Raw genomic sequence first — 20,234 nt, 5'->3', positions numbered from 1 at the left:
GAGGTTGATCGCCTGGTCGTTGTCGCGGGCGCCGATGGACCCGTCGTACCCGGCGCGAGCGAAGGTTCGGTACAGCGATTCGGGGTCGGAGACCGCAGACTTCGCACCGGCGACCAACGGGCCGAAGATGAGCCCGGACCGGTCCGCTACCGTCGCGACGATAGTTCGAACGGGTGCCGGCAGGAGCGGCACCGACCCGCCACTCGTGGCGCCACCGCTTCCGTCACTCCCCGCCCCACCGTCGGTCGGAACGGCGAACTCCGAGAGCATCCGCGGCGGTCGGACGGGGTCGCCGGAGATAGCCGCGTTCGTCGCCAAAAGGGGGATGAGCGACGCGGCGAAGGCGGCGGCGACGACGGAGAGGGTCCGCCGGTCGTTTGACGGCGCCGTCGGCAGGTCGACGGCGACGAGCGCGAGGAAGACGGCGAACGCCTCGCCCGCGTGGACCCAGGTGTACAGCCCGACGAGGGCGTATGCCAGCGCGCGAAAGCCAGTCGGCGAGAGGAATGCGTCGCGTTCGTCGGCGTCTTCACCCGTTGACCGACTGCGGTAGAACGCGTAGACTACGCCCGCGAGGAGCGCCGTGACGGTGACGTGGCGCTTGGGGATCGCCGCCCAGAAGCCGACCGGCGTCGCGAAGACCGACACGACGGCCGCGGCGACGCCGAGCCGCCGGTCGTGCATCCGGGTGAACAACCGGTAGATCGTCGTCGCGACGAAGGCGGTTGCGAGGACCGTTCCGAGTTGGAGCGCTGCCAGCGCCGTCAAGCGTTCGGGGATCGGCTCCGCCAGCGCGGCACTGGCCACGAACGTCGCGAGCGCGAGGACGGCGCCCGTCGTCGCGCAGAGCGATTCCCGACCGGTGAGTCGCCCGACCTGAACTCCGAACGCGAGCAGGAGGAGCGACCAGGCCGCCGCGAAGACGAGCCCGATATCGGCGACCCCCGTGACCGCCCGCAGACCCCACAGCAGCGGGACCGCGAAGGCCACCTGACCGTAGTTGCGCCCGTAGGGTCGACCGTCGTACACCTGCATCCCTGGCGCTTCCAAGGTGCCGTAGACCGCCTCGTCGACGACGAGACTCCCGTCGGCCAGCGCGACCAGCGCGTTCGCGAGCGTGTAGTTGTCGGTGATAAATACGCCCAGCCGCCAGGTGACGCCAACCGCGAGGAGTGTCCCGAGGAAGACGACGAGTCCGAGGCGGTCGCCGACGACGGCGCGGACAAGTACCGTTCGAGCCGTCGCAACCCGTTCGCGAACGTCCATCGAGGCGACCGATTCGGCGCGTCCGGTACTCATTCGTTCACCTCCACGGGGACCGTCCGGTTCGCGAGGACGGTCTTCCCGTCGCTGCCGCGTAACACGAGGGACAGCGTCCCGTCGTACCGGTCGGCGTCGACCGCGTCTTCGGCGAGCGTGTCCTCGCGCAGGGACAGCGAAGCCCAGCCGGTGTCGCCGTCGCTTAGGAAGTGCGTCGTCGAGCGGGAGTACCCCAGCGCGGGGATGTCGATGCCGTAGGCGACGGTCGGTTTGCCGTCGATGGCGGCGATGTGAATCCGCGCGTCGGGGACGGTGAGATAGTACGACTGAGACTGGTAGCCCCGGTCGATCGCGACCGACGATGGGAGTTCGACCTCGTCGACGGTCACGTTGCCCTCGCCGAGCCCGGACATGTCGTACCGCGGCGTCGTCAGGTCGACGAGACCGATAGCAGGGCCGCTGAGAACGGTCACGCCGACGATGACCGCGACGGTAGCGTAGACGAACACGCGACCCCGATCCATTGACGGATGACTGCACCCGACCGGTATAAAGCCGCCGGCCGCGACTGGCGAGCGTCGAAGCCGAAAGAAAGGGCGACGAGAGTTAGGCGTCGGGGCCTTCCTGCTCGTTGAGCGTCGAGGAGGTGTCGCCCTCCTGGGACTGGTAGACGACGCTGATCTCGTAGTCCGAACTCACATAGACGTTCGCGCGGTCGCCCGAGACGACGTTACTGTCGTCACCGCTCGTGGTGCCGTTCCAGAGGCCGGTGTCGACATGGTCGATCTGGCCGCCGCCGTTGTCAGCGACGTAGTTCTCCAGTTCGGAGTACGAGGTCGTCGGCGGGTCGTACTCGAAGGTACCACCGGAGTTCTGCCCGCTCGCATTGAATCCGCTCCCCCGAACGTACAGTTCCTGGCTGGAGACGGAGTCGCCGCCGTCGTGTGAGACGCTCAGGACTCCCCAGTTACTCTGACCGCTCCCCGAGTTCTCGTCGATCTGTTCGTAGTCGAAGCCGATCGTCGCCGTCGGTGCCCCCTGCTGTGCCTGGTTCCCCAGTCCGAGGACGAACGAGGCGATGACGGCCGCCAGGATCACCGTGATCGCGACCATCAGGATGACGCCGATAACCGGCGACACCGCGTCGTCGTCGTCCAGTAGTTGCTTGAGTTTCATGTGTGTGCCTGCATCCCGCTCGGCGGGTGTGAGTCCGCCGAAACCCGGGAATGCTGTCGCCACCTCCGACAGTATCGATAGTTAATTCCGTCCACCGTTCACGGGCCTTCGGGACTTCAGACGCGCATTGAGTCGACCCGCTCCAGATATCACTACGGAGAATCTTCCCGGAGAGAGTCGCAGAGAGGAGATACCGTTCACAACGGTGGTCGCGGAGTGGTGTCGGGGAGACGTTCGGTCGCGTTGTCGTTACCGTTCGAACTCGTCGGGGACGTACTCGTCGTCGCCGAGTTGCATGTCGGCGCCGCTGTAGGTGTGATAGGCCGCGGAGGCGGTGAACGTCGCGGCGATTACGGTCGCCCATTCGAGCGGCGTCAGGAGCGTGAGCGGGAAGAGGCCGGTCCACAGCGCGGCGACGATGGCGCAGCTGATCGACCCGAGCGAGAGGTAAAACTCCCGCCAGGGGAACTCGGAGCCGGGGACGATCTCCAGGTAAACCGTCAGCTCCTCGGTGTAGGGCGTCCGCGCGACCGTGTTGTCCTCGGTGTCGTACTCGACGATACCGGCCTCCTCCATCTTGCAGAGATGGGTCTGCTGGAGGGTCGTGTAGACGCGCTTCTTCTGGTCGGTGGTCACCTCTTCGACCGGCGTCTGGTACTCCCAGGCGGCGACCTGCGTCGCGAGGTCGCTCAGCCCGACCGGCTCGTCGTAGCGCTTGAGATACTCCAGCACGTACCGACGGCGCTGGTTCTGCAGCACGTCGAAAATCTCCCCTTTCGACAGCTCCACGTCCTCGTCCGCGCCCGTCGGAAACCGTCTCGTCTCGTTGCTCATGATGTGGGACCCGTGTTCGCGAGGGGCGATCAGCCCGCCCAGTCGATGATATGTGATTCTATGGGCATATGCTAAGAGAGTTTCGGAGCCGACGTTTCATCTCGATCATAGAATCCGCGTCCGACCGTGATTCCCAAAAGGAATACTCCAGTTGCAAAGTCAATTTCGAGATTTTTGGCACCGTTCAGTCAGGGCACCGGATCGGCGGCGTCGGTCAGGCGTCCGGCCCGGCCCACTTCTTCAGCGTCGAGGAGCTATCTCCGGCGGAGTTCTGCCAGACCAGACTGACCTCGCCGTCGGAACCGATCTGTTCGAAGTCGATTGACATGCCTGCCTGTACCTCGGAGGTCCCACTGACGCCGCTCTTGTATGCGTCCCAGGTCTGATCTAGCGAGTCGGGGGAAGGACCTACATTGCCCCCAACCGATCCGCGCATGTAGAGGTTCTGCGCCTGGATCGTCTCACCGCCGTCGTGCGTGACCGTGAGCGTGCCGTAGTCGTTGGCCTCGACTTCCCACTCGAAGCTAAAGGATGCCTGCGGGGAAGTGTTGCTGACCTGGTCGCCGAGTCCGAGGACGAACGTGGCGATGACGGCCGCGAGGATGACCGTGATCGCGACCATCAGGATGACCCCGATGACCGGCGACACCGCGTCGTCGTCGTTGAGTAGTTGCTTGAGTTTCATTGGTTGTCGTCACGCCCGATGCGTGGGGATAGTCCCCGGTGAGTCGCCACCGGACCGAGCCAGCCGCGACGGACCCGGCGGCGATCGGTGCGTGTCACCTGTGTCTCGCCCAGCGCGACACATAAGGGTCACTACCGTATTATCAAAAACATAAATTCAAGCTCAGCCTTCAGCACCTCAAAAATGATAATAGCGTAGGGTTTCACCCCGTCGGGCGGCGTCCACGCGCGTCTCGCGAGGAACCGGACGGACCGTCCGAGGACGCGACGAAAACGGAAGAGACCGCCGGGCAGTCGGGGGAGAAAGAAATCCTTTAACGAGTTCCGGCTAAGAATCAACCGAACGATTGATGACACCCACCTTCGTCCGAACGACGCTCCGTGAGTCGAGGGGGCCGGCCCAGTGACTGGAACCGGCTTGCTCGTGCCGGTTTCGGAGTCCCCGACCCTCCGGCCCACCGTCGCGTACGCGCTTCAGGAGGCGCTCGACCGCATCGAAGACGGGAGCGAGTCCGTCGCGGTCCACTTCGTCTATCCGGTCTCAGAGCGGTCGACCGTGGGCGAGGACTCGGCCGAGACCGAGCAGGCGCGTGCCCTCCTCGAGAAAGTGTCCGTCTGGGCCGAGGAGGACCTGGGTGAAGCGAGCGACGCGGTGACCGTCGAAACCGGGCTGGTCGGTACCCGCGAGTACCTGTTCAGTCCGGGCGACTACGCCGAGGTGCTGACCCGGTACGCGCGCGAGTTCGACCTCGACGGCGCGGTGTTCGACCCCGAGTTCGATCCCCTCGGAACGACGCCGCTGTTGCCCACGCTACAGAGCGAGGTTCGGCGGGCCGGCCTCGACGTGACGGAAGCGCCCGTCCAGCGCCAGCGGCGGAGCCCGCTGCTCGTCAAACGCGGGACGGTCGCGCAGTTCCTCGCGCTGTTCGGCGTCTCCTATCTCTTCTATCTGCTCCTCGCGGGGTCGCTGGCGACGTTCGAACTCGCCACCGGCGCGATCTCCGCCGGGATCGTCGCGGTCGCGCTGTGGGGCGTCTCGCTCACCACGCCGGTCGAACCCGTCCGGACGGTCAAGCGGCTCGCGAGGTTCGCGCTGTACGTCCCGTACCTGCTCTGGGAGATCGTCGTGGCGAACTTCAAGATCGCCTACGTCGTGCTCCACCCCGACCTGCCGATCGACCCGAAGCTCGTCGAGTTCGACGCCGCGGTGTCGTCGTCGCTCCCGGTGACGACGCTGGCCAACAGCATCACGCTCACCCCGGGCACGCTGACCGTGGACGTGTCGCGGCGCCACTTCACCGTCCACACGCTGACGCGCGACTCCCGGGCGGACCTGTTCGGCGGCTCGCTCGAACGGGCGGTCAGGTTCGTCTTCTACGGACTGGCCGCCGCGCGCATCCCCAGCCCCAGCGAGCGCACCATGGAGGAGGGTGAGGAGTCGTGACGCTCATCGAAGACGCCCTCCTGGCAACGGCGGGCGCGTTCGTCATCACGTCGCTGGTCGCGGTCTACCGGATCGTCGACGGGCCCACGATGCCCGACCGCGTCATCGCGATCAACGTCATCGGGTCGAACGTCGTCATCGTCATCGCGCTGCTGGCGGCGGCCATCGGCGAAGCGGGCGCGCTCGACATCGCGCTCGTCTACGCGCTGTTGAACTTCCTGTTGAGCATCGCGATCTCGAAGTTCTCGGTCGAACGCGGAGGGGTGCTCTGATGACGCCCCGAGAGATCGCGGTACTGGTGTTGGCGGCCGGTGGCGTGTTCTTCGCGCTCGTAGCCGCCGTCGGTCTGGTCCGACTGCCGGACCTCTACACGCGCGCCCACAGCACGTCGAAAAGCGAGACGCTCGGCGCCGTGTTGGCGCTCTCGGCCGTCGCCGTCGCGTTCGGACCCGGGCTGTCCTCGGTGAAGGTCGTACTGCTGCTGGTGTTCATGTTCCTCACGAACCCCACCGCCGCCCACGCCATCACTCGGGCCGCCATCGAGGAAGGCATCGAGCCGTGGACGACGGAGGACGACTCATGACGGGGGCGCTCGAAGTCGGCCTCGTCATCTTCGTCCTCGCCTGTGCGGTCGCGACCGCCCTGCTCCGGGACGTGCTCGGGTCGATAATCGCCTTCGGAGCCTACAGCCTCGGCATCGCCGTCATCTGGGTGTTCCTGCGCGCGCCCGACGTGGGCCTCACCGAGGCCGCGGTGGGCGCCGGTATCATGACGGTCCTGTTCCTGTTGACCATCGCCAAGACCGTCCGGCCGGTCGACGACGAAGTCCTCGAATCGGTCGACCTGCGCGCCCTGGCCGTCTCGGTCGCGCTCGTCGCCGCGCTGTCGACGACGCTGCTCGCGCTCCCGGCCGTCGGAGACGCCGGGTCGGCCGTCGCGAGCGACAACCTGACCGACTACTACCTCGACAACGCCTACGAGGAGACCGAGGTGAAAAACGCCGTGACGGCCGTCCTCGCGGCCTACCGAGGGTTCGACACGCTCGGTGAGGCCGTCGTCGTCTACTCGGCGGGGATCGGCCTGCTGGTCGTCCTCGACAGGGAGGTGCTCGGATGAGCGACGCCGCGGAGACGCCCGTCGGAGACGAGGCCGTGACCGAAGACGACCAAAGAAAGGGGCTCTACGTCGAGAGCCCGATAATCATGACGACGGTGCGGATCATCACTCCGTTCGTCTTCACGCTCGGGCTGTTCGTGATGTTCCACGGCGCCGACTCCTCCGGCGGGGGCTTCCAGGGCGGGGTCATCGTCGGCACGGTCGTGCTCATGCTCGGCATCGCCTTCGGAATCGAGACGACCCGCGACTGGGTCGGGCCGCGACTGGCGGTCGGACTCGTCGGTCTGGGGGTGCTCGCCTTCCTGCTGACCGGCATCGGGTCGGTGGTGCTGGGCGGCGGCTTCCTCGAGTACGAGGTGTACCCCGTTCCCCACGCGATCAAGTACGGTATCGAGTTCGTCGAGCTGGCGATCGGGCTGGTCGTCTCCGGCATCGTAACCGGCCTCTTTTTCGTCATCGCCGCGGGAATGTCGAACGACGGGAGTGATTTCGCGTGATAGATATGGTCGCCGACCGGCTCTACTACCTAGTCTCGTTTCTCCTGCTGGGCGTCGGGACGTACATGCTGATAGCCAACGGGAACGTCGTCAAGAAGGTGATCGGGATGAACGTTTTCCAGACGGGCATCTTCCTGTTTTTCATCACCTCCGCGTTCGTGACGGGCGCGAGCCCGCCGCTGCTGACCGCGCCGGAACCGTACGTCAGCCCGCTGCCACACGTGCTGATCCTCACCGCGATCGTCGTCGGAGTGAGTCTCACGGCCGTCGCGCTCGGGCTCGTCGTGCGCGTCTACGAGGCGTACGGAACGCTCAACGAGCAGGCGATCCGGCAGGTGAGCCACGATGAGTGAACTGCCCGCCCTCGTCGTCGCGCTCCCACTGTTGGGCTCGGTCACGGTGTTGCTCGCCGGGCTCGTCCGCCCGCGGACCGGCTGGCCGATCACCGTCGTCGCCGCCCTCGGGCAGGTCGTCGCGGTCGGGACACTCGCGACCCGCGCGTTCGGCGACGATCCGGTCCGCTACGTCGTCGGCGGGTTCACCGCCCCCTTCGGGATCGAACTCGTCGTCGACGGCCTGTCGGCCTCGATGGCGCTGCTCGTCGCGGTCGTCTCGCTGGGCGTGCTCGCGTACGCGCGCGCCGCGGGCCCGCGGTCGAACCCCTTCTACGCGACGTACCTCCTGCTGGTCGCCGGCCTGACCGGCATGAGCATCACCGGGGACGTGTTCAACATGTACGTCTTCCTGGAGATCACGGGGCTGACCGCCTACGCGCTGGTCGCCAGCGGCGAGGGCGGCCGCTCGGCGCTGGCGGCGCTGAAGTACCTGCTCGTCGGGACGGTCGGCGCGTCGCTGTTCCTGCTCGGGATCGGCTACGCCTACGTCGCGACGGGGACGCTCAACATGGCCGACCTCTCGACCCAGCTCGCCGCGGCCGAGGTCGGCTACACCGACCCGCTCGTTCAGGCGGCGTTCGGCCTGCTCGTCGTCGGCCTGTTCGTCAAGGTCGCCGTCTTCCCGGTCCACACCTGGCAGCCGACCGCCTACGCCGGGGCCCCCGACTCCGTCAGCGCGTTCATCTCCGCGCTCGTCTCGACGGTCGCCGCCTACGCGCTGATCCGGATCGTCTTCACCGTCTTCACCGTCGACTTCCTCGCCGCAAACGGCTTCGCCCGGACGATACTGGCGGTCGCCGCGGTCGTGAGCATCGTCGTCGGCAGCCTCCTCGCGGTGAGCCAGACAGAGATCAAGCGGATGCTCGCCTACTCGTCGGTGTCGCAGTTCGGACTCGTCCTCGCGGCCATCGCGGTCGCCAACACCACCGCGCTGACCGGCGCGGCGATCCACCTCGTCGGTCACGCCGTCATGAAGGGCGGCCTGTTCCTGACGAGCGGGCTGATCGCGACCGAGACCGGCGCCCGCTCGATCGACGCCTACGACGGGCTGGCCGCGCGGCTCCCGTCGGGCGCGGGGGCGTTCGGCGTCCTCGCGCTCGCGATGGTTGGCGTCCCGCCCGCCGTCGGGTTCGTCGGCAAGTGGTACGTCGCCCTGGGCGCCGTCGAGGCCGAGGCCTGGCCGCTCGCGGTCGTCATCTTCGCGAGCACGCTGCTGACGCTGGCGTACTTCGCCCGGATCGTCGAGCGGATGTACTTCCGCGAGGCGCCCGAGCCCGCCGCGAGCGTCGAATCGGTCGAGACCGACGCGACGACGGCCGTCGTCACCGACGGTAACGGACCGACGGACGACGGGGCCGCCGCTTCGACCCCGCGCGTCTCCCTCGGGATGCGTGCGACGGTCGTCGGCGCGGCCGTTCTCGCGATCGTCCTCGGCGTCGCCGCGTTCCAGTACGGACAGCTCCTCGAACCCACCATCGAACGGCTCCTGTCATGACGGAACTCACATCGCTCAGACCGGTCGCCGCAGTGCTCGTATCGGCCGTCGCTATCCTCCCGATCCTCGCCTCCCGCGGGCGGCCGAACCTCCGGGAGTCCTGGACGGTGATCGCGGCGCTCGCCAAGCTGGGGATCGTCGCCAGCATGGTCCCCGGTGTGCTCGGCGGCGACACCTACGTCACCGACTTCGGCACGTTCGTCCCCGGGGTCAACTTCGTCCTCCGCGCGGACTCGCTCGGGGTCCTCTTCGCCCTGCTGGCGAGCCTGCTGTGGCTGGTGACCAGCTTCTACAGCATCGGCTACATGCGCGGGCTCGACGAACACAGCCAGACGCGCTACTTCGCGGCGTTCGCCGGCAGCCTCGCGTCGGCGATCGGTATCGCCTTCGCCGGCAACCTACTGGTCCTGTTCGTCTTCTACGAGCTGCTGACCGTCGCGACCTACCCGCTGGTCGCCCACGACGAGACCGACGAGGCCCGCGCCGCCGGCCGGAAGTACCTCACCTACACCTTCGGCGGCGGCGTCGCCGTCCTCGCGGGTGCGGTGCTGGTCTACTGGCTCGCCGGCACGACCGCCTTCGCCGCCGGCGGGATCGCCGACCTGGCGGCGGCCGACCCCCTGTTCGCCCGCGTCGCCTTCGCCCTGTTGATCACCGGGTTCGGCGTCAAGGCCGCGCTCATGCCGGTCCACTCGTGGCTGCCCGACGCGATGGTCGCGCCGACGCCCGTCTCCGGCCTGCTGCACGCGGTCGCGGTCGTCAAGTCCGGCGTCTTCGGTATCGCACGCGTCGTTCTGGACGTGTTCGGACCGGACCTGATGACCGAACTCGGGGTGGGGACCATACTGGCGGCGATCGCCGCGTTCACCCTCGTGACCTCCAGCGTCATCGCCCTTCGCCAGGACAACCTCAAGCGCCGGCTGGCCTACTCGACGGTGAGCCAGCTGTCGTACATCGTCCTCGGACTGGCGGTGTTACACCCCTACTCGCTGGTCGGCGGACTCCTGCACATCCCCGCCCACGCGTTCATGAAGCTCACGCTGTTCTTCTGTGCGGGCGCGATCCACGTCGAGACTCACACCGACGACATCTCCAATATGGCGGGCATCGGCAAGCGGATGCCGCTGACGATGACGGCCTTCGGCGTCGCCGCCCTGGGGATGGCCGGGATCCCGCTGGTCGCCGGGTTCGTCAGCAAGTATTTCCTGCTCATCGGCACCGTCTCGGCCGGCGACGTGGTGTTCACTGGCGCGCTGCTCGTCTCGGGCGTGCTCAACATCGCGTACTTCTGGCCGATCGTCTACGCCGCCTTCTTCGAGTCGCCCGGCGACGAGGACCCCAAGCCGCTCGTCGAGGCCGTCCTCGGCGGCCGCTTCGGCGAGCCCGACGTTGCGGCCGACGGCGGCGCGCCGGACGATAGCTCCGACCCCGACGACGGGGTCGACGACCACGGCTACGCCGACGACCACGAGGGCCAGGGCTCGGTCGACGAGGCCGAGGCCGCGGCCCACATCGAGCACGACCACGGTCACGACGAGCGCCTCGCGTGGGAACACCGCCGGTGGACCGGCGAGGAGTCGACCTGGCTGATGCTCGGTCCCATCCTGTTCGCCGCGACCGGATCCGTCGTCCTCGGGATCGTCCCCGACGCCGCCGTCTTCCTTCGGATCGTCAGACTCGTCGTCTCCGGCGTGACGGGGGTGAGCGTCTGATGGTCGACCCGCTGGTTCCACCCTTCCTCCCGGTCGCGCTCGCGGCGCTGTTGCTCCCGTTCATCGGCCGCAAGGCCGGCCACGCGCTGGGCGCCCTCGCGTCGGCCGCGGTCGTCCCCTACGTCTGGCTGACCGACGCGGGGACCCACCTGGAGGTGTCGCTGTTCGGCTTCCGGACGGTCCTCTACAACGTCGACGGCTTCTCGACGCTGATGGGCCTGATCTTCGGGTTCATCGCCGCGGCGGCGGGGGTCTACTCCTACTACAGCGAGGCCGACTCGATCCAGACCGCGTTCGCGCTGAGCTACGTCGCCGCGAGCCTCGGTGCGGTCTTCGGCGGCGACTGGCTGTCGCTGATCTTCTTCTGGGAGCTGATGGCGGTGACCAGCACGCTGCTGGTCTGGTACTACGGCGGCCGGGCGGTCCGCGCGGGCTTTCGCTACGCCCTCCTGCACGGCGTCGGTGGGACGCTCCTGCTGGGCGCCGTCGTCTGGCACTACGTCGAGGTCGGATCGTTCCTCTTCTCGGCCGCCGAGGGCGGGATGGCCGGCCCGGTCGCACCCGTCCTCGCGGCGGTCGGGATCGGCGTCAACGTCGGGTTCATCGGCCTTCACGCGTGGCTGCCCGACACCTACCCGCGCCCGCACGTCGCCGCCAGCGTCTTCCTCTGCGTGTTCACCACGAAGACCGGGGTCTACGGCATGTACCGCGCGTTCCCCGAGGGTAACGTCGCTATCGCCTACATGGGCGGACTGATGGCCGTCTTCGGCGCGACCTTCGCGCTGTTCCAGAACGACATGCGCCGGCTCCTGTCCTATCACATCCAGTCGCAGGTCGGCTACATGGTCGCCGGCGTCGGCATCGGCACCGCGCTCGGCCAGGCCGGCGCGATGGCCCACGTGTTCAACCACATCCTCTACAAGGGCCTCCTGTTCATGACCGCCGGCGTCGTCATCTACCGGACCGGCAAGGAGAGCCTGAAGAAACTCGGCGGGCTCGGCCGCGAGATGCCGATCACCGCCGTCTCCTTCGCCGTCGCCGCGCTGTCGATCGCCGGGTTCCCCGGGTTCAACGGCTTCGTCAGCAAGGGAATCGTCATCTCCGCGAGCCACTACGAGTTCCCCGCCGGCCCCTTCGCAGTCGGCGACTTCCACACGCTGGAGTTGCTGTTGCTGGTCGGTGGCGTCGGCACCTTCCTCTCGTTCATCAAGTTCGGCTACTACGCGTTCCTCCACGGGGAGTACGACGGGAGCGTCGCCGACGCCAACCGCGGCCAGGCCGTCGCCATGGTCGGCGTCGCCGCGCTGTGTGTCTTCTACGGCCTCGTCGACGGGGCGCTGTTCGCCATCCTCCCGTTCGACGTGACCAGCGACGCGGTCGTCGGCCACGTCTACGAGACCTACACCGTCGACCACGTCGTCGAGGGCGTCGCGCTGGCGGTCATCGGCCTCGTCGGGTTCGTTCTCATCAAAAAGCCCCTGTCGAAGGCGGGTCGGCTGCCCGACATCGACAGCCTGTACAACCCCGCGGCGCTGTACGGGACCCGCGCGCTCGTCGTCGGCGTCACCGAACTGTACGCCGCGGCCGACCGCGTCGCGGTGAGGCTCGCGGACCGCTCGACCGCCGTGGCGGCGCGCCCGCGCGCGGCTATCACGGGCGCGACCGGTGAGGAACCCGCGACCCTCCGCGCCGGCATCAGCACCAGCATCGTGCTCGTCGCGCTCGTCGCTATCGGCATTCTGTTCGTCCTGGTGGTCTGACCGGCGGCGCCGTCCGTCGCTGGCCCCAACCGCCGCTTCCAACCGTCGAGACCGCCCGATCGCGAAGGATCAAAGAGTTATTTGACTCGACAGAAGACACTCAATACGAACGACAGTATCGGCGAGCATGTCGCTGCTGCACCGGTTGTGGGCGCGCCGCCGCGAGCGCCCGGCGCTGGTCGCCGTCGCCGCGCTCCTCCTGATGTCCCTGTTGGTGTACCCGGCCGTCGACTGGTGGCTGCGGGCGTCCTTCGAGTTCGTCTCAGACTTCCGGTTCGGCGACTTCGGCGCCTACGGGGGCGCAGTCGACCGCTGCCGAGCGGGCGAGTCGCTGTACCGGCGAACCGAGGAGGGCGGGTTCTGGGGCACGTACCTCTACCCGCCCGTGGTGGTCCTGCTGTTCTGGCCGTTCGAGGCGCTGCTTTCGTTCCGCGACGGGGCGATGGCCTGGCTGCTCGCCAGCGGCGTCTTCTGCTGGGGCGGTCTGCAGGCGCTGGTCGCCGCGCTGGGATACGACCTCCGGTGGTACGAGCGGGTCGGGCTGGCGGCCCTGCTCGCCGGGTTCCACCCTGCCGTCCTGACCGCCAAGCTTGGCCAGACCGCCCTGTTCATGGGCGGCCTGCTCTCGGTCGCCACGGCGGCGCTGGTGCGGGACGGACGGACGACTCCTGAAGACGCCGACTCACGCTGCTCCCCGTCGGCGCTGCTCGCCGGGGCCGCCACCGCCCTCGTCGGCGTCGTCAAGTTCGCCTACGCGCCCGTCGGCGCGCACCTCCTCCACGACCGGCGGCGGCTGGTCGGCGCGCTGCTCGTGATGCCGCCGGTCGTCTGGCTGTCGATCCGCTTTTTCGGGGTCGATGCGCACCTGACCTACCTCGACGTGCTCCGCTGGGGCGTCTCACAGGGCAGCGACGCCACCCGCTCGCCGACGCTGTGGCTCGCGCCGTACTACAAACCGCTGGCGTGGATCCCTGGGGCGCAGGCGGTCAGAGTCGCGGTCTCGCTCGGTATCGCTGGTCTCGCCGCCCTCGCACCGTCGCGAGCGCGAGGGACGGTGTTCGCGCTCGGCGTCGCGGCCTTCCCGCTCCTGACCCCGCAGACCTACACTTACTACTTCGTCGCGCTGGTGCCGGTCGCTGTCGTCCTGCTCGCCGGCGAGGTCGAACGAGACGGCTACCCCGAACTCGTCCTGATCGGAGTCCTCTGCCTCCATCTGCACTCCTACGGGCTACGCTTTCTGGTCCTCACCCTCCCGAACGCCGTCCCCGCGTTCGAGGCGTTTCGTCCGGTCTACCTGCTCCTCCAGCCCGGGCTGTGGGGCAACGCCGTCCTCGTCGGCCTCGCGGCCGCCCGAGTGACCCAGATGGTCGCTCTCTCGGCGGATCTACTGCCCGTCGGGAGCCGCTCCGCTCCCGAGACGACCGACGGTGACTGAAAACTGCGGCGTCGAGACGGGGCGAACCGACCCGAGTCAGTCGAGTTCGGTAGCGAGCTCCCCGGCGACCAGGCTGCCCAGGCCGGCCTTCCCACCCTCGTACTCGCGCACGTCGTCGCCGCGAACGACCAGCGCCCGCGTGCGGTCGCCGGCCATCACGCTCGCGTCGTTGCCGACGACGAAGGCCATCCCCGCCCGCTCCAGCAGGTCGCGGGCCCGCGAGACGATCGCGTCGTCGTCCCCGCCGGTCTCGGCTTTGAAACCGACGATGGGGAGGTCGGGCAACGCCTCGCGGACGGTGTCGACGAGCTTCGGCGTCGGTTCGAGTTCCAGGGTCAGCGACTCGGCGCCCGAGCGGATCTTCGAATCGCGGCGCTCGACGGTGTAGTCGGAGACGGCCGCCGCCGAGACGAGCGCGTCCGCGTCCGTGACGGCTTCACGGGTCGCCGCCAGCATCTCCGCCGCCGATTCGACGGATTCGACGGTGGCGTAGGGGCGGTCGTCACCGTCGTGGACGAGGGTCACGTCCGCACCGCGGACGTAACAGGCGCGGGCGACGGCGCGACCGGTCTTGCCCGACGCGCGGTTCGAGAGCGTCCGGATCGGGTCGATCGATTCGGTGGTGGCGCCGCTGGTGACGACGACGTGGCGGCCCGCGAGCGCGTCCGGGGTGGCGGCCCGCGCCGCAGCGAGCGCGATGGCGTCCTCGGTCGCGATCTTGGCCTTGCCCTCCTCGACGCGCGGATCGACGAAGTCGACGCCCCACGACTCGACGCGGTCGATGGCGTCGAGGACGCCGGGGTGGTCGTACATCGGCTCGTGCATCGCGGGCGCGACGACGACGGGCACGCCCGCGCCCAGCGCCGTCGTCGCGCACGTGGTGACCGGCGTGTCGTCGACCGCCGCCGCGACCTTGCCGACGGTGTTCGCGGTCGCCGGTGCGACCAGTAGCACGTCCGCCCACCCCTCGCGTCCGCAGAGGTCGACGTGTTCGACGGCGCCAGTGATCTCGGTGACGACGGGGTTGTCGGTGGCGAACTCCAGCGCCCACGGGTGGACGATCCCCTCGGCGGCGTCGGTGGTGACCGCCCTGACGCTCGCGCCGCGGCGGCGCAGCTCGTGGGCGAGTTCGACTGTCTTCACCGCGGCGATCGAGCCGGTGACTCCCAGCGCGACGTTGACGCCGTCCAGCATCGCTCGCATCTTCTCGCCGTCGTGACTTATAAGGGGTGGCTCGCGTCGGCCGCCGACCGGGCGCGTCCGTCCGGGAGTGCGGTCGCTCGACGGGTCGAGACGCGAGAACGGGGACCGAGAGGGGAGAGCGGGTGTCCGATCCGATGGGGGATGCCTCTGACACCCATCGGATATTCGTAGCGAGCGACCTATTCAGTGTTCCGTTTGTTCATCCGCCGCGCACGACCGTGATATCGCGACCGTCAGCCGGTACAGTGCCCGAGCGTCGGGATATCGCGGCCCGGTCGTTCACACACAGGCTCGCCGACGGAACGCCGACCGCGACCACGTTTTCGCCGGTCAGACGGGTCGATTCCGCTGGATCCGGGTAACCGATGCGGTCGCGGCTACTCGCGCAGCGCGACCGAGAAGGCGACGACCGACACCATCACCAGCGCGAGCGCGACGGTCGCCCGGTCGCCGGGGACCCGGAGCGGGACGGCGAGGTAGCCGACGAGGAGCGCGACGACGACGGCGCCGACCAGCACGGCCCCCGCCGCGGTCGCGTGAACGAGTTCCGTCCGCGTCGGCGGCCGGACGCCGCCCAGATCCCGCTCGAACCCGACCGCGTGGACGCCCAGGTCCCAGACCGCGAGCGCGGCGGCCGCCGCCAGCACGACCGCGAGCGTCGGGAGGGTGTCGGCGAGCAGGGCCGTCCCGATCAGCAAAGAGCCGGCGCCGACCGCGAAGCCGCCCGCGCGCCGGACGAACAGGTCTGTCACAAGGTGTAGCCCGTGGACGAACGCCAGCATCGTCAGGAGGGCACAGAGGGCGGCGACGAGCGCGGGCACGGCCACGGCGACCGCGTTCGGGGCCTGCACGGCGACAGAGAGGTCGAACGCGCGAACGAGGGACGCGAGGGCGCCCCCGCCGAGGGCGACCACCGCCACGACGAGCCCGCCCGCGCCGTACGCGACCGTGTTCCCCGGCGACGGGCCGGTCCAGAAGACGATCGCTCGGTGGACCGACGGGGCGGCGGCGACGCAAAGCGACAGCGCCAAAACGACGCCGAGCGCGGCGTGAGCGACCCCGGTGAGCAACACCGCGTCGACGGCGCGACCGACGAGCGGCCGCGCCGCGAGCGCCGAGGCGACGGCCTCGCGGACGACCGCTGACGACCCGAACAGCAACGCGAGGACCAGTGCCGCCACGTACCACCGCGGCAGGTCGTCGAGCGTCAGTCTGAACGACGCGGCCAGCCCCGACTCCGGCGCGCCCGCCCCGGGCACCAGCGACTCGAGCGCGCGCGCCGCCCGGTCGGCCGCGAGCCCGGCCGCGACGCCGAGGACCTGCAGCCAGACGGCCGCGGTGACCGGCGCCGCGGTCGCCCCCTCGAACGACCACGCGACCAGTTCGGGCACGAACCCCGTCCCGACCAACAGGAACCACGCGACCACGAACGCCGTCGCCACGAGCGCGACGAAGCCCGACTCCGATGCGACGCGGGTCAGCCGGTCGGTCGTCTCGTCGGAGAGCCCCGCCAGCGCCGCGAGCGCGACGGCCGCCGTCGCCGCGAGCACCACCACGTGACCGGCGGGCCGCGGCGTCGTGGCGAGCCAGCCCGCCGCCGCCGTGAGCGCTGTGGTCCCGACCGCGACCGAGACGCTCCCGGCGGCGAGTCGGCGGGTCCGCGACGGGTCGAGCGCACCGACGCCCCAGCCGAGTACGACGGCGCCCGCGACACCGACGACTCCGACCGCGCCCGCGCCGGAGAGCGCGAGCAGGAGGACCGCGACGCACGCCGCGACGGCGAGGGCGCCCCGCGCCGACACGACGCCGGCCTGCGGGCGGGCGGCGGTCATCGTTCCCACCTCGCGGCCGCGCGGTCGACCGCGACCTGGAGCGGCTCGTCGGGCGACCAGTCGACGACGCGCGCCCGCCGAGCGCCCGTCACCGAGCCGACGCGCGCGACCCGTCGGATCCGCTCGGCCGCCGCGCCGGCCGTCGCCCGTCCGGTCAGGTCGGGACTGACGACGGTCGTCGCGTGCTCGTGTGCGACCAGTCGCTCGACCGCCCGGACCGCGTCGTCGTCCAGCAGCGGCGAGACGAAGACGACCTGCGCGCCGGCCGGAATCTCGTCGGTCAGCCGGCGCCGGCCGCCGGGGATCCCCTGACCACCGCCGGAGTGGCGGGAACGGCGGGCCGCGTCGGCGTCGCCGGTCGCCGCCGCGAACGACCGCCCGACCGCCGTGCTCAGGTCGTCGACCGTGACGCCGAGTTTCGTCCGTAACAGCGCTCGCAGCCGCAACGACTGCTCGGTCCCGGTAGCGGGCGCGAGCGTCCCGCCCGTCTCGAAGTAATCGGCGCCGGCCGCCGAGATCACCGAGGCCCCGACCTGTGTCCCCTGGTCGAGGAGGTCGTCCGCGAGCCTGACCGCGGCGTACCCACAGAGGTCCCGGGCGTCCGGGTCGCCCGGTGCGGCCCGGCGCTGGACCCGGCCGTCGACGACGAACGCGACGGTCGCGGCCTTCGACTCGCGGTAGGTGACCGTCGTCAGCTCGCCCGTCGACGCGTAGCGGTTCCAGTCGACGCGACTGGCGGAGTCGCCCGGCGCGTACTCGCGGGTGGCGTAGAACTCCACCCCCTCGCCCCCCGAGTCCGTCTCGACCCGGCCGGCACCGATCCCCGTCTGGGCGGCCAGCGGCAACGAGTCGACCGCCGCGTGACAGACCAGCGACTGGCCCGCCTCGAAGCCGGTCCGCCTGACGGCCTCGCCGGCGGCGCTGCGTGCGACGGCCGTCACGTCCCCGAACTCGTGTTTCCCGCGGGAAGCGCCGAGTTCGTACTCGACCGCGAGGTGGTCGCCGGGTTCGATCGTCCCCGCGTGGCGGGCGTCGCCCTCGACCACGTCGAGGCCCGCGGGCGGGTCGTCGGCGACGCGCACGTCCGCGAGCGGCACGTCCCCGGCGTTCTCGACCCGTACGGTCACCGCGATCCGGTCGCCCGGCGAGGGGTCGGCCGGCTCGACGCGGCGCTTCGTGACCAGCGACGGCGACGGCGGCCGCGACAGCGACGCGTACGCCGCGTAGACGAGCCCGACGATCGAGGCGAGGAAGAGGCCGGTGTTCGACAGGAAGACGCCCAGCGCCACCGACGCGAGCGCGAAGACCACGCCGGCGACCCAGCGGTTCTCGACGCCCGTCGCCGTCGTCTCCGCGCCCGTCGTCGCCGCCAGCGTCACGCCCGACCCGTCACCCGTGATCGACGGCTCGGACTCGCCATCGGCGTCGGCTGCCAGATCGGCGTCCGCAGCCGCGTCGGCGTCCGCGTCCGTATCGTCGAATCCGTCGGCGGCCTCGGACTCCACGGCCGACCCGTCGGTGTCGACGGCAGTCTCGGGCGGGTCCCGTTCGTCGGTCGTCGTTCCGGGACGCGTGTCGCTCACGCCTCGGCCACCTCCGTCTCGACGCCGGCGACGGCGGACAGTTCCGCGACGGTCGCCTCGACCTGCCGTCGATAGGGGTCGCCGCCGGCCCAGTCGGCGACCCGGATCCGGACCGGCAACGGCACGTCGTCGCCGAGGTACGCCGCCGCGCGCGGGTCGTCGGTCCACTCGCCCGTCGCCAGCGCGGCCGCCGGGTCGTCGGTTCCGGCCTCCCGAAGCACGTCTATCGCCAGGGAACGGATCTGGGAGTACGCGTCGACGCGGCGCCACCCGCTGTCCGTGGTCTCCGGGTCCCCGAGCGCGTCGAGCACCTCGTCCACGGCGTCGCCGACCAGTCGGTCTCCGGACCCGTCGGCGTCGGCCGGGTCGGGGAGCGAAACGTCGGCGTCCTCGTCGGTCGAGCGGCCGCGCCACAGCGACCACGCGCCGAGGACGAGCGCGAAGTGCGCGACGAAGTACACGAGCGGGCGAGCCGGCCAGACGACCGCGTCGACCGCGTCGGCGAAGCGCTCCCCGCCGACACCCGTGACGAGCGCGAGCGCCGTCGCGAACGCGACGGCGCCGACCGCGGCCGCGGCAAGTCGGACTCCTCGCCCGCCGAGGCTGCGGCCGAAGTCGATGTCTGCGTCGACGTCGAGACTCCCCAAGCGGGGGTCGCGGTCCGGTCCGGCCGACGGCGGCGCGTTCATTCCTCGTCCTCCCGCCGGTCCAGCACGGCCCTGGCGGCCTCGACGGCGGTCCGCGTCCGGTCCTCGCTCGCCGGCGCGCCGCCGTAGCGCACGTCCCTGAACACGTCCCTGAGTCGCTCGACCCGGTCGGCCGGGTCGCCTCGGTCGACGGCGGTCCGCGCCAGTTCACCGGGCGTCCGCGCCTCCCGGTCGCGGACCGGGAGCGGGTCGGCGAACGCCTCCCACGCGCCCTCGACCGTCCGGATCGGGTCGTCGCTCGACTCGGGCTCGACGGGCGCTGCCGTCCGTGCGTCGGCGTCGGGCGCGCGCCCGCTCGCGCCGCCCGACCCGCCGCTCGCCAGTCCGGACAGGACACCCCTGATCGATAGCAGCGATCCGCCGGAGGACGAGAACAGCCCGCCCAGCCCGGCGAGCAGGCTGCCCGTCGCCCGCGACCCGCCCTCGAAGGCGGTGGCGAGCCCCGCAGCGGCGTCGCCCGCGACCGATCCCGCGGTCGACAGGACCCGGGCCGTCCCGGTCGACGCGCCGACGAGCGCGACCATGGTCGCCTGCGGGACCCGCTTGACCAGCCCCGCCGGCGAGACGCCGTCCCCGCCGAACGCCCAGCCGAACGAAAACGGCCCGAGTGCCGGTCCGTCGCCCGAACCGCCGTCGCCCAGCCGCGACGACAGGCCGGCCAGCACCGAGACGCCGGCCAGCGCTAGCAGGCCTGCACCGAGCAGCCACGAGACCAGGCCGATTGCGCCGCCGCCGCTCGACGTATCGTCGTCACTGTCGGGGACAGCCGTCGGCGTCGCTGTCGCTGTCGGTTCCGGCGTCGGCGATGCCGTCGCCGCGTCTCTCTCGGCGACAGTCGAGACGGGCGTCGGTTCGTCGGCCGCGGCCGTCTCGACTCCGTCGGTCCCCGTCGGTCCGGACCCTCGGGTGTCCGAGCCGGATCCGGCGGCCGGTTCGGCGGCCCGGTCGGCGCCGATCAGGTCGGTTTCGTCGGCCGGTACCGACCCGAACCCCGAAGCGGGGAAGAGGGCGCCGCCGAACGCGACCGCGAGGACCGCCAGCGCTACGAGCGTGATGCGGGGACCCGAACGCGTCACATCCGAGACTAGACGCTCCACGATA

19 protein-coding genes and 1 pseudogene are annotated in these 20,234 nt (G+C 70.1%); 10 read left to right on the top strand and 10 right to left on the bottom strand.

From position 1 onward, the window contains the following. From C475_RS10025 to C475_RS10005, 5 genes and pseudogenes are all read right to left on the bottom strand, one after another. Nucleotides 1-1,299: pseudogene (locus C475_RS10025) on the bottom strand (hypothetical protein); the annotation flags it as partial. Next, nucleotides 1,296-1,784: a hypothetical protein gene (locus C475_RS10020; protein WP_006883708.1), complete on the bottom strand. Its 489-nt coding sequence runs from the start codon at nucleotides 1,782-1,784 to the stop codon at nucleotides 1,296-1,298. The pseudogene C475_RS10025 and the gene C475_RS10020, both read right to left, overlap by 4 nt. Nucleotides 1,785-1,866: 82 nt before the next feature. After that, nucleotides 1,867-2,436, bottom strand: a complete 570-nt coding sequence (locus tag C475_RS10015) for a type IV pilin (protein ID WP_006883707.1) — start codon at nucleotides 2,434-2,436, stop codon at nucleotides 1,867-1,869. A 249-nt stretch (nucleotides 2,437-2,685) separates the two neighbouring features. Next, nucleotides 2,686-3,270: a DUF7344 domain-containing protein gene (locus C475_RS10010; protein WP_006883706.1), complete on the bottom strand. Its 585-nt coding sequence runs from the start codon at nucleotides 3,268-3,270 to the stop codon at nucleotides 2,686-2,688. Between the two features lie 214 nt (nucleotides 3,271-3,484). Next, on the bottom strand, nucleotides 3,485-3,955 hold the full coding sequence (locus tag C475_RS10005) for a type IV pilin (protein ID WP_006883705.1): 471 nt from the start codon (nucleotides 3,953-3,955) through the stop codon (nucleotides 3,485-3,487). A 402-nt stretch (nucleotides 3,956-4,357) separates the two neighbouring features. Here C475_RS10005 and C475_RS10000 point away from each other — a divergent pair, with 402 nt between their 5' ends. From C475_RS10000 to C475_RS09955, 10 genes are all read left to right on the top strand, one after another. After that, nucleotides 4,358-5,398 carry a monovalent cation/H+ antiporter subunit E gene (locus tag C475_RS10000; RefSeq protein ID WP_006883704.1) on the top strand — a complete coding sequence of 347 codons (1,041 nt, stop codon included), beginning with the start codon at nucleotides 4,358-4,360 and terminating at the stop codon, nucleotides 5,396-5,398. Beyond that, the gene (locus tag C475_RS09995; RefSeq protein ID WP_006883703.1) at nucleotides 5,395-5,670 is read left to right on the top strand and encodes a cation:proton antiporter; all 276 of its coding nucleotides are present in this window, start codon (nucleotides 5,395-5,397) and stop codon (nucleotides 5,668-5,670) included. The genes C475_RS10000 and C475_RS09995 overlap by 4 nt, the downstream gene beginning before the upstream one ends. Next, nucleotides 5,670-5,981 (top strand): monovalent cation/H(+) antiporter subunit G, encoded by a 312-nt coding sequence (gene mnhG, locus C475_RS09990; protein WP_006883702.1) that lies wholly within the window; start codon nucleotides 5,670-5,672, stop codon nucleotides 5,979-5,981. The genes C475_RS09995 and mnhG overlap by 1 nt, the downstream gene beginning before the upstream one ends. Continuing rightward, nucleotides 5,978-6,514, top strand: coding sequence for a DUF4040 domain-containing protein (locus C475_RS09985; RefSeq protein WP_006883701.1), 537 nt, complete (start codon nucleotides 5,978-5,980; stop codon nucleotides 6,512-6,514). The genes mnhG and C475_RS09985 overlap by 4 nt, the downstream gene beginning before the upstream one ends. Continuing rightward, nucleotides 6,511-7,011, top strand: a complete 501-nt coding sequence (locus tag C475_RS09980) for an MnhB domain-containing protein (RefSeq protein ID WP_006883700.1) — start codon at nucleotides 6,511-6,513, stop codon at nucleotides 7,009-7,011. The genes C475_RS09985 and C475_RS09980 overlap by 4 nt, the downstream gene beginning before the upstream one ends. Beyond that, entirely contained in the window at nucleotides 7,008-7,364 is a 357-nt protein-coding gene (locus C475_RS09975) for a cation:proton antiporter subunit C (RefSeq protein ID WP_049930403.1), read from the top strand. The genes C475_RS09980 and C475_RS09975 overlap by 4 nt, the downstream gene beginning before the upstream one ends. Next, nucleotides 7,357-8,901: a monovalent cation/H+ antiporter subunit D family protein gene (locus C475_RS09970; protein WP_006883698.1), complete on the top strand. Its 1,545-nt coding sequence runs from the start codon at nucleotides 7,357-7,359 to the stop codon at nucleotides 8,899-8,901. The genes C475_RS09975 and C475_RS09970 overlap by 8 nt, the downstream gene beginning before the upstream one ends. Next, nucleotides 8,898-10,613, top strand: a complete 1,716-nt coding sequence (locus C475_RS09965; RefSeq protein WP_006883697.1) for a cation:proton antiporter — start codon at nucleotides 8,898-8,900, stop codon at nucleotides 10,611-10,613. The genes C475_RS09970 and C475_RS09965 overlap by 4 nt, the downstream gene beginning before the upstream one ends. Further along, the gene (locus C475_RS09960) at nucleotides 10,613-12,373 is read left to right on the top strand and encodes a Na(+)/H(+) antiporter subunit D (protein WP_006883696.1); all 1,761 of its coding nucleotides are present in this window, start codon (nucleotides 10,613-10,615) and stop codon (nucleotides 12,371-12,373) included. The genes C475_RS09965 and C475_RS09960 overlap by 1 nt, the downstream gene beginning before the upstream one ends. Nucleotides 12,374-12,500: 127 nt before the next feature. Continuing rightward, nucleotides 12,501-13,808, top strand: a complete 1,308-nt coding sequence (locus C475_RS09955) for a glycosyltransferase family 87 protein (RefSeq protein WP_006883695.1) — start codon at nucleotides 12,501-12,503, stop codon at nucleotides 13,806-13,808. A 36-nt stretch (nucleotides 13,809-13,844) separates the two neighbouring features. Here the strand turns inward: C475_RS09955 and coaBC are convergent, their stop codons facing one another. The 5 genes from coaBC to C475_RS09930 form a co-directional block, all read right to left on the bottom strand. Further along, nucleotides 13,845-15,002 carry a bifunctional phosphopantothenoylcysteine decarboxylase/phosphopantothenate--cysteine ligase CoaBC gene (coaBC, locus tag C475_RS09950; protein WP_006883694.1) on the bottom strand — a complete coding sequence of 386 codons (1,158 nt, stop codon included), beginning with the start codon at nucleotides 15,000-15,002 and terminating at the stop codon, nucleotides 13,845-13,847. A 386-nt stretch (nucleotides 15,003-15,388) separates the two neighbouring features. Beyond that, a complete protein-coding gene (locus tag C475_RS09945; protein ID WP_049930401.1) occupies nucleotides 15,389-16,843 on the bottom strand; it encodes a DUF7519 family protein in 1,455 nt (484 codons plus the stop codon). Continuing rightward, nucleotides 16,840-18,426, bottom strand: coding sequence for a DUF58 domain-containing protein (locus C475_RS23090; RefSeq protein WP_006883692.1), 1,587 nt, complete (start codon nucleotides 18,424-18,426; stop codon nucleotides 16,840-16,842). The genes C475_RS09945 and C475_RS23090 overlap by 4 nt, the downstream gene beginning before the upstream one ends. Next, the gene (locus C475_RS23085) at nucleotides 18,423-19,115 is read right to left on the bottom strand and encodes a DUF7269 family protein (protein ID WP_006883691.1); all 693 of its coding nucleotides are present in this window, start codon (nucleotides 19,113-19,115) and stop codon (nucleotides 18,423-18,425) included. Before C475_RS23085 ends, C475_RS23090 begins: the two co-directional genes overlap by 4 nt. Continuing rightward, complete coding sequence (locus tag C475_RS09930) at nucleotides 19,112-20,209, bottom strand: DUF4129 domain-containing protein (RefSeq protein WP_006883690.1); 1,098 nt, start codon at nucleotides 20,207-20,209, stop codon at nucleotides 19,112-19,114. The genes C475_RS23085 and C475_RS09930 overlap by 4 nt, the downstream gene beginning before the upstream one ends. Nucleotides 20,210-20,234 lie beyond the last annotated feature (25 nt).

This window comes from Halosimplex carlsbadense 2-9-1, assembly GCF_000337455.1.
Lineage (GTDB): Archaea > Halobacteriota > Halobacteria > Halobacteriales > Haloarculaceae > Halosimplex > Halosimplex carlsbadense.
This window is presented reverse-complemented; position numbering and strand designations above follow the sequence as displayed.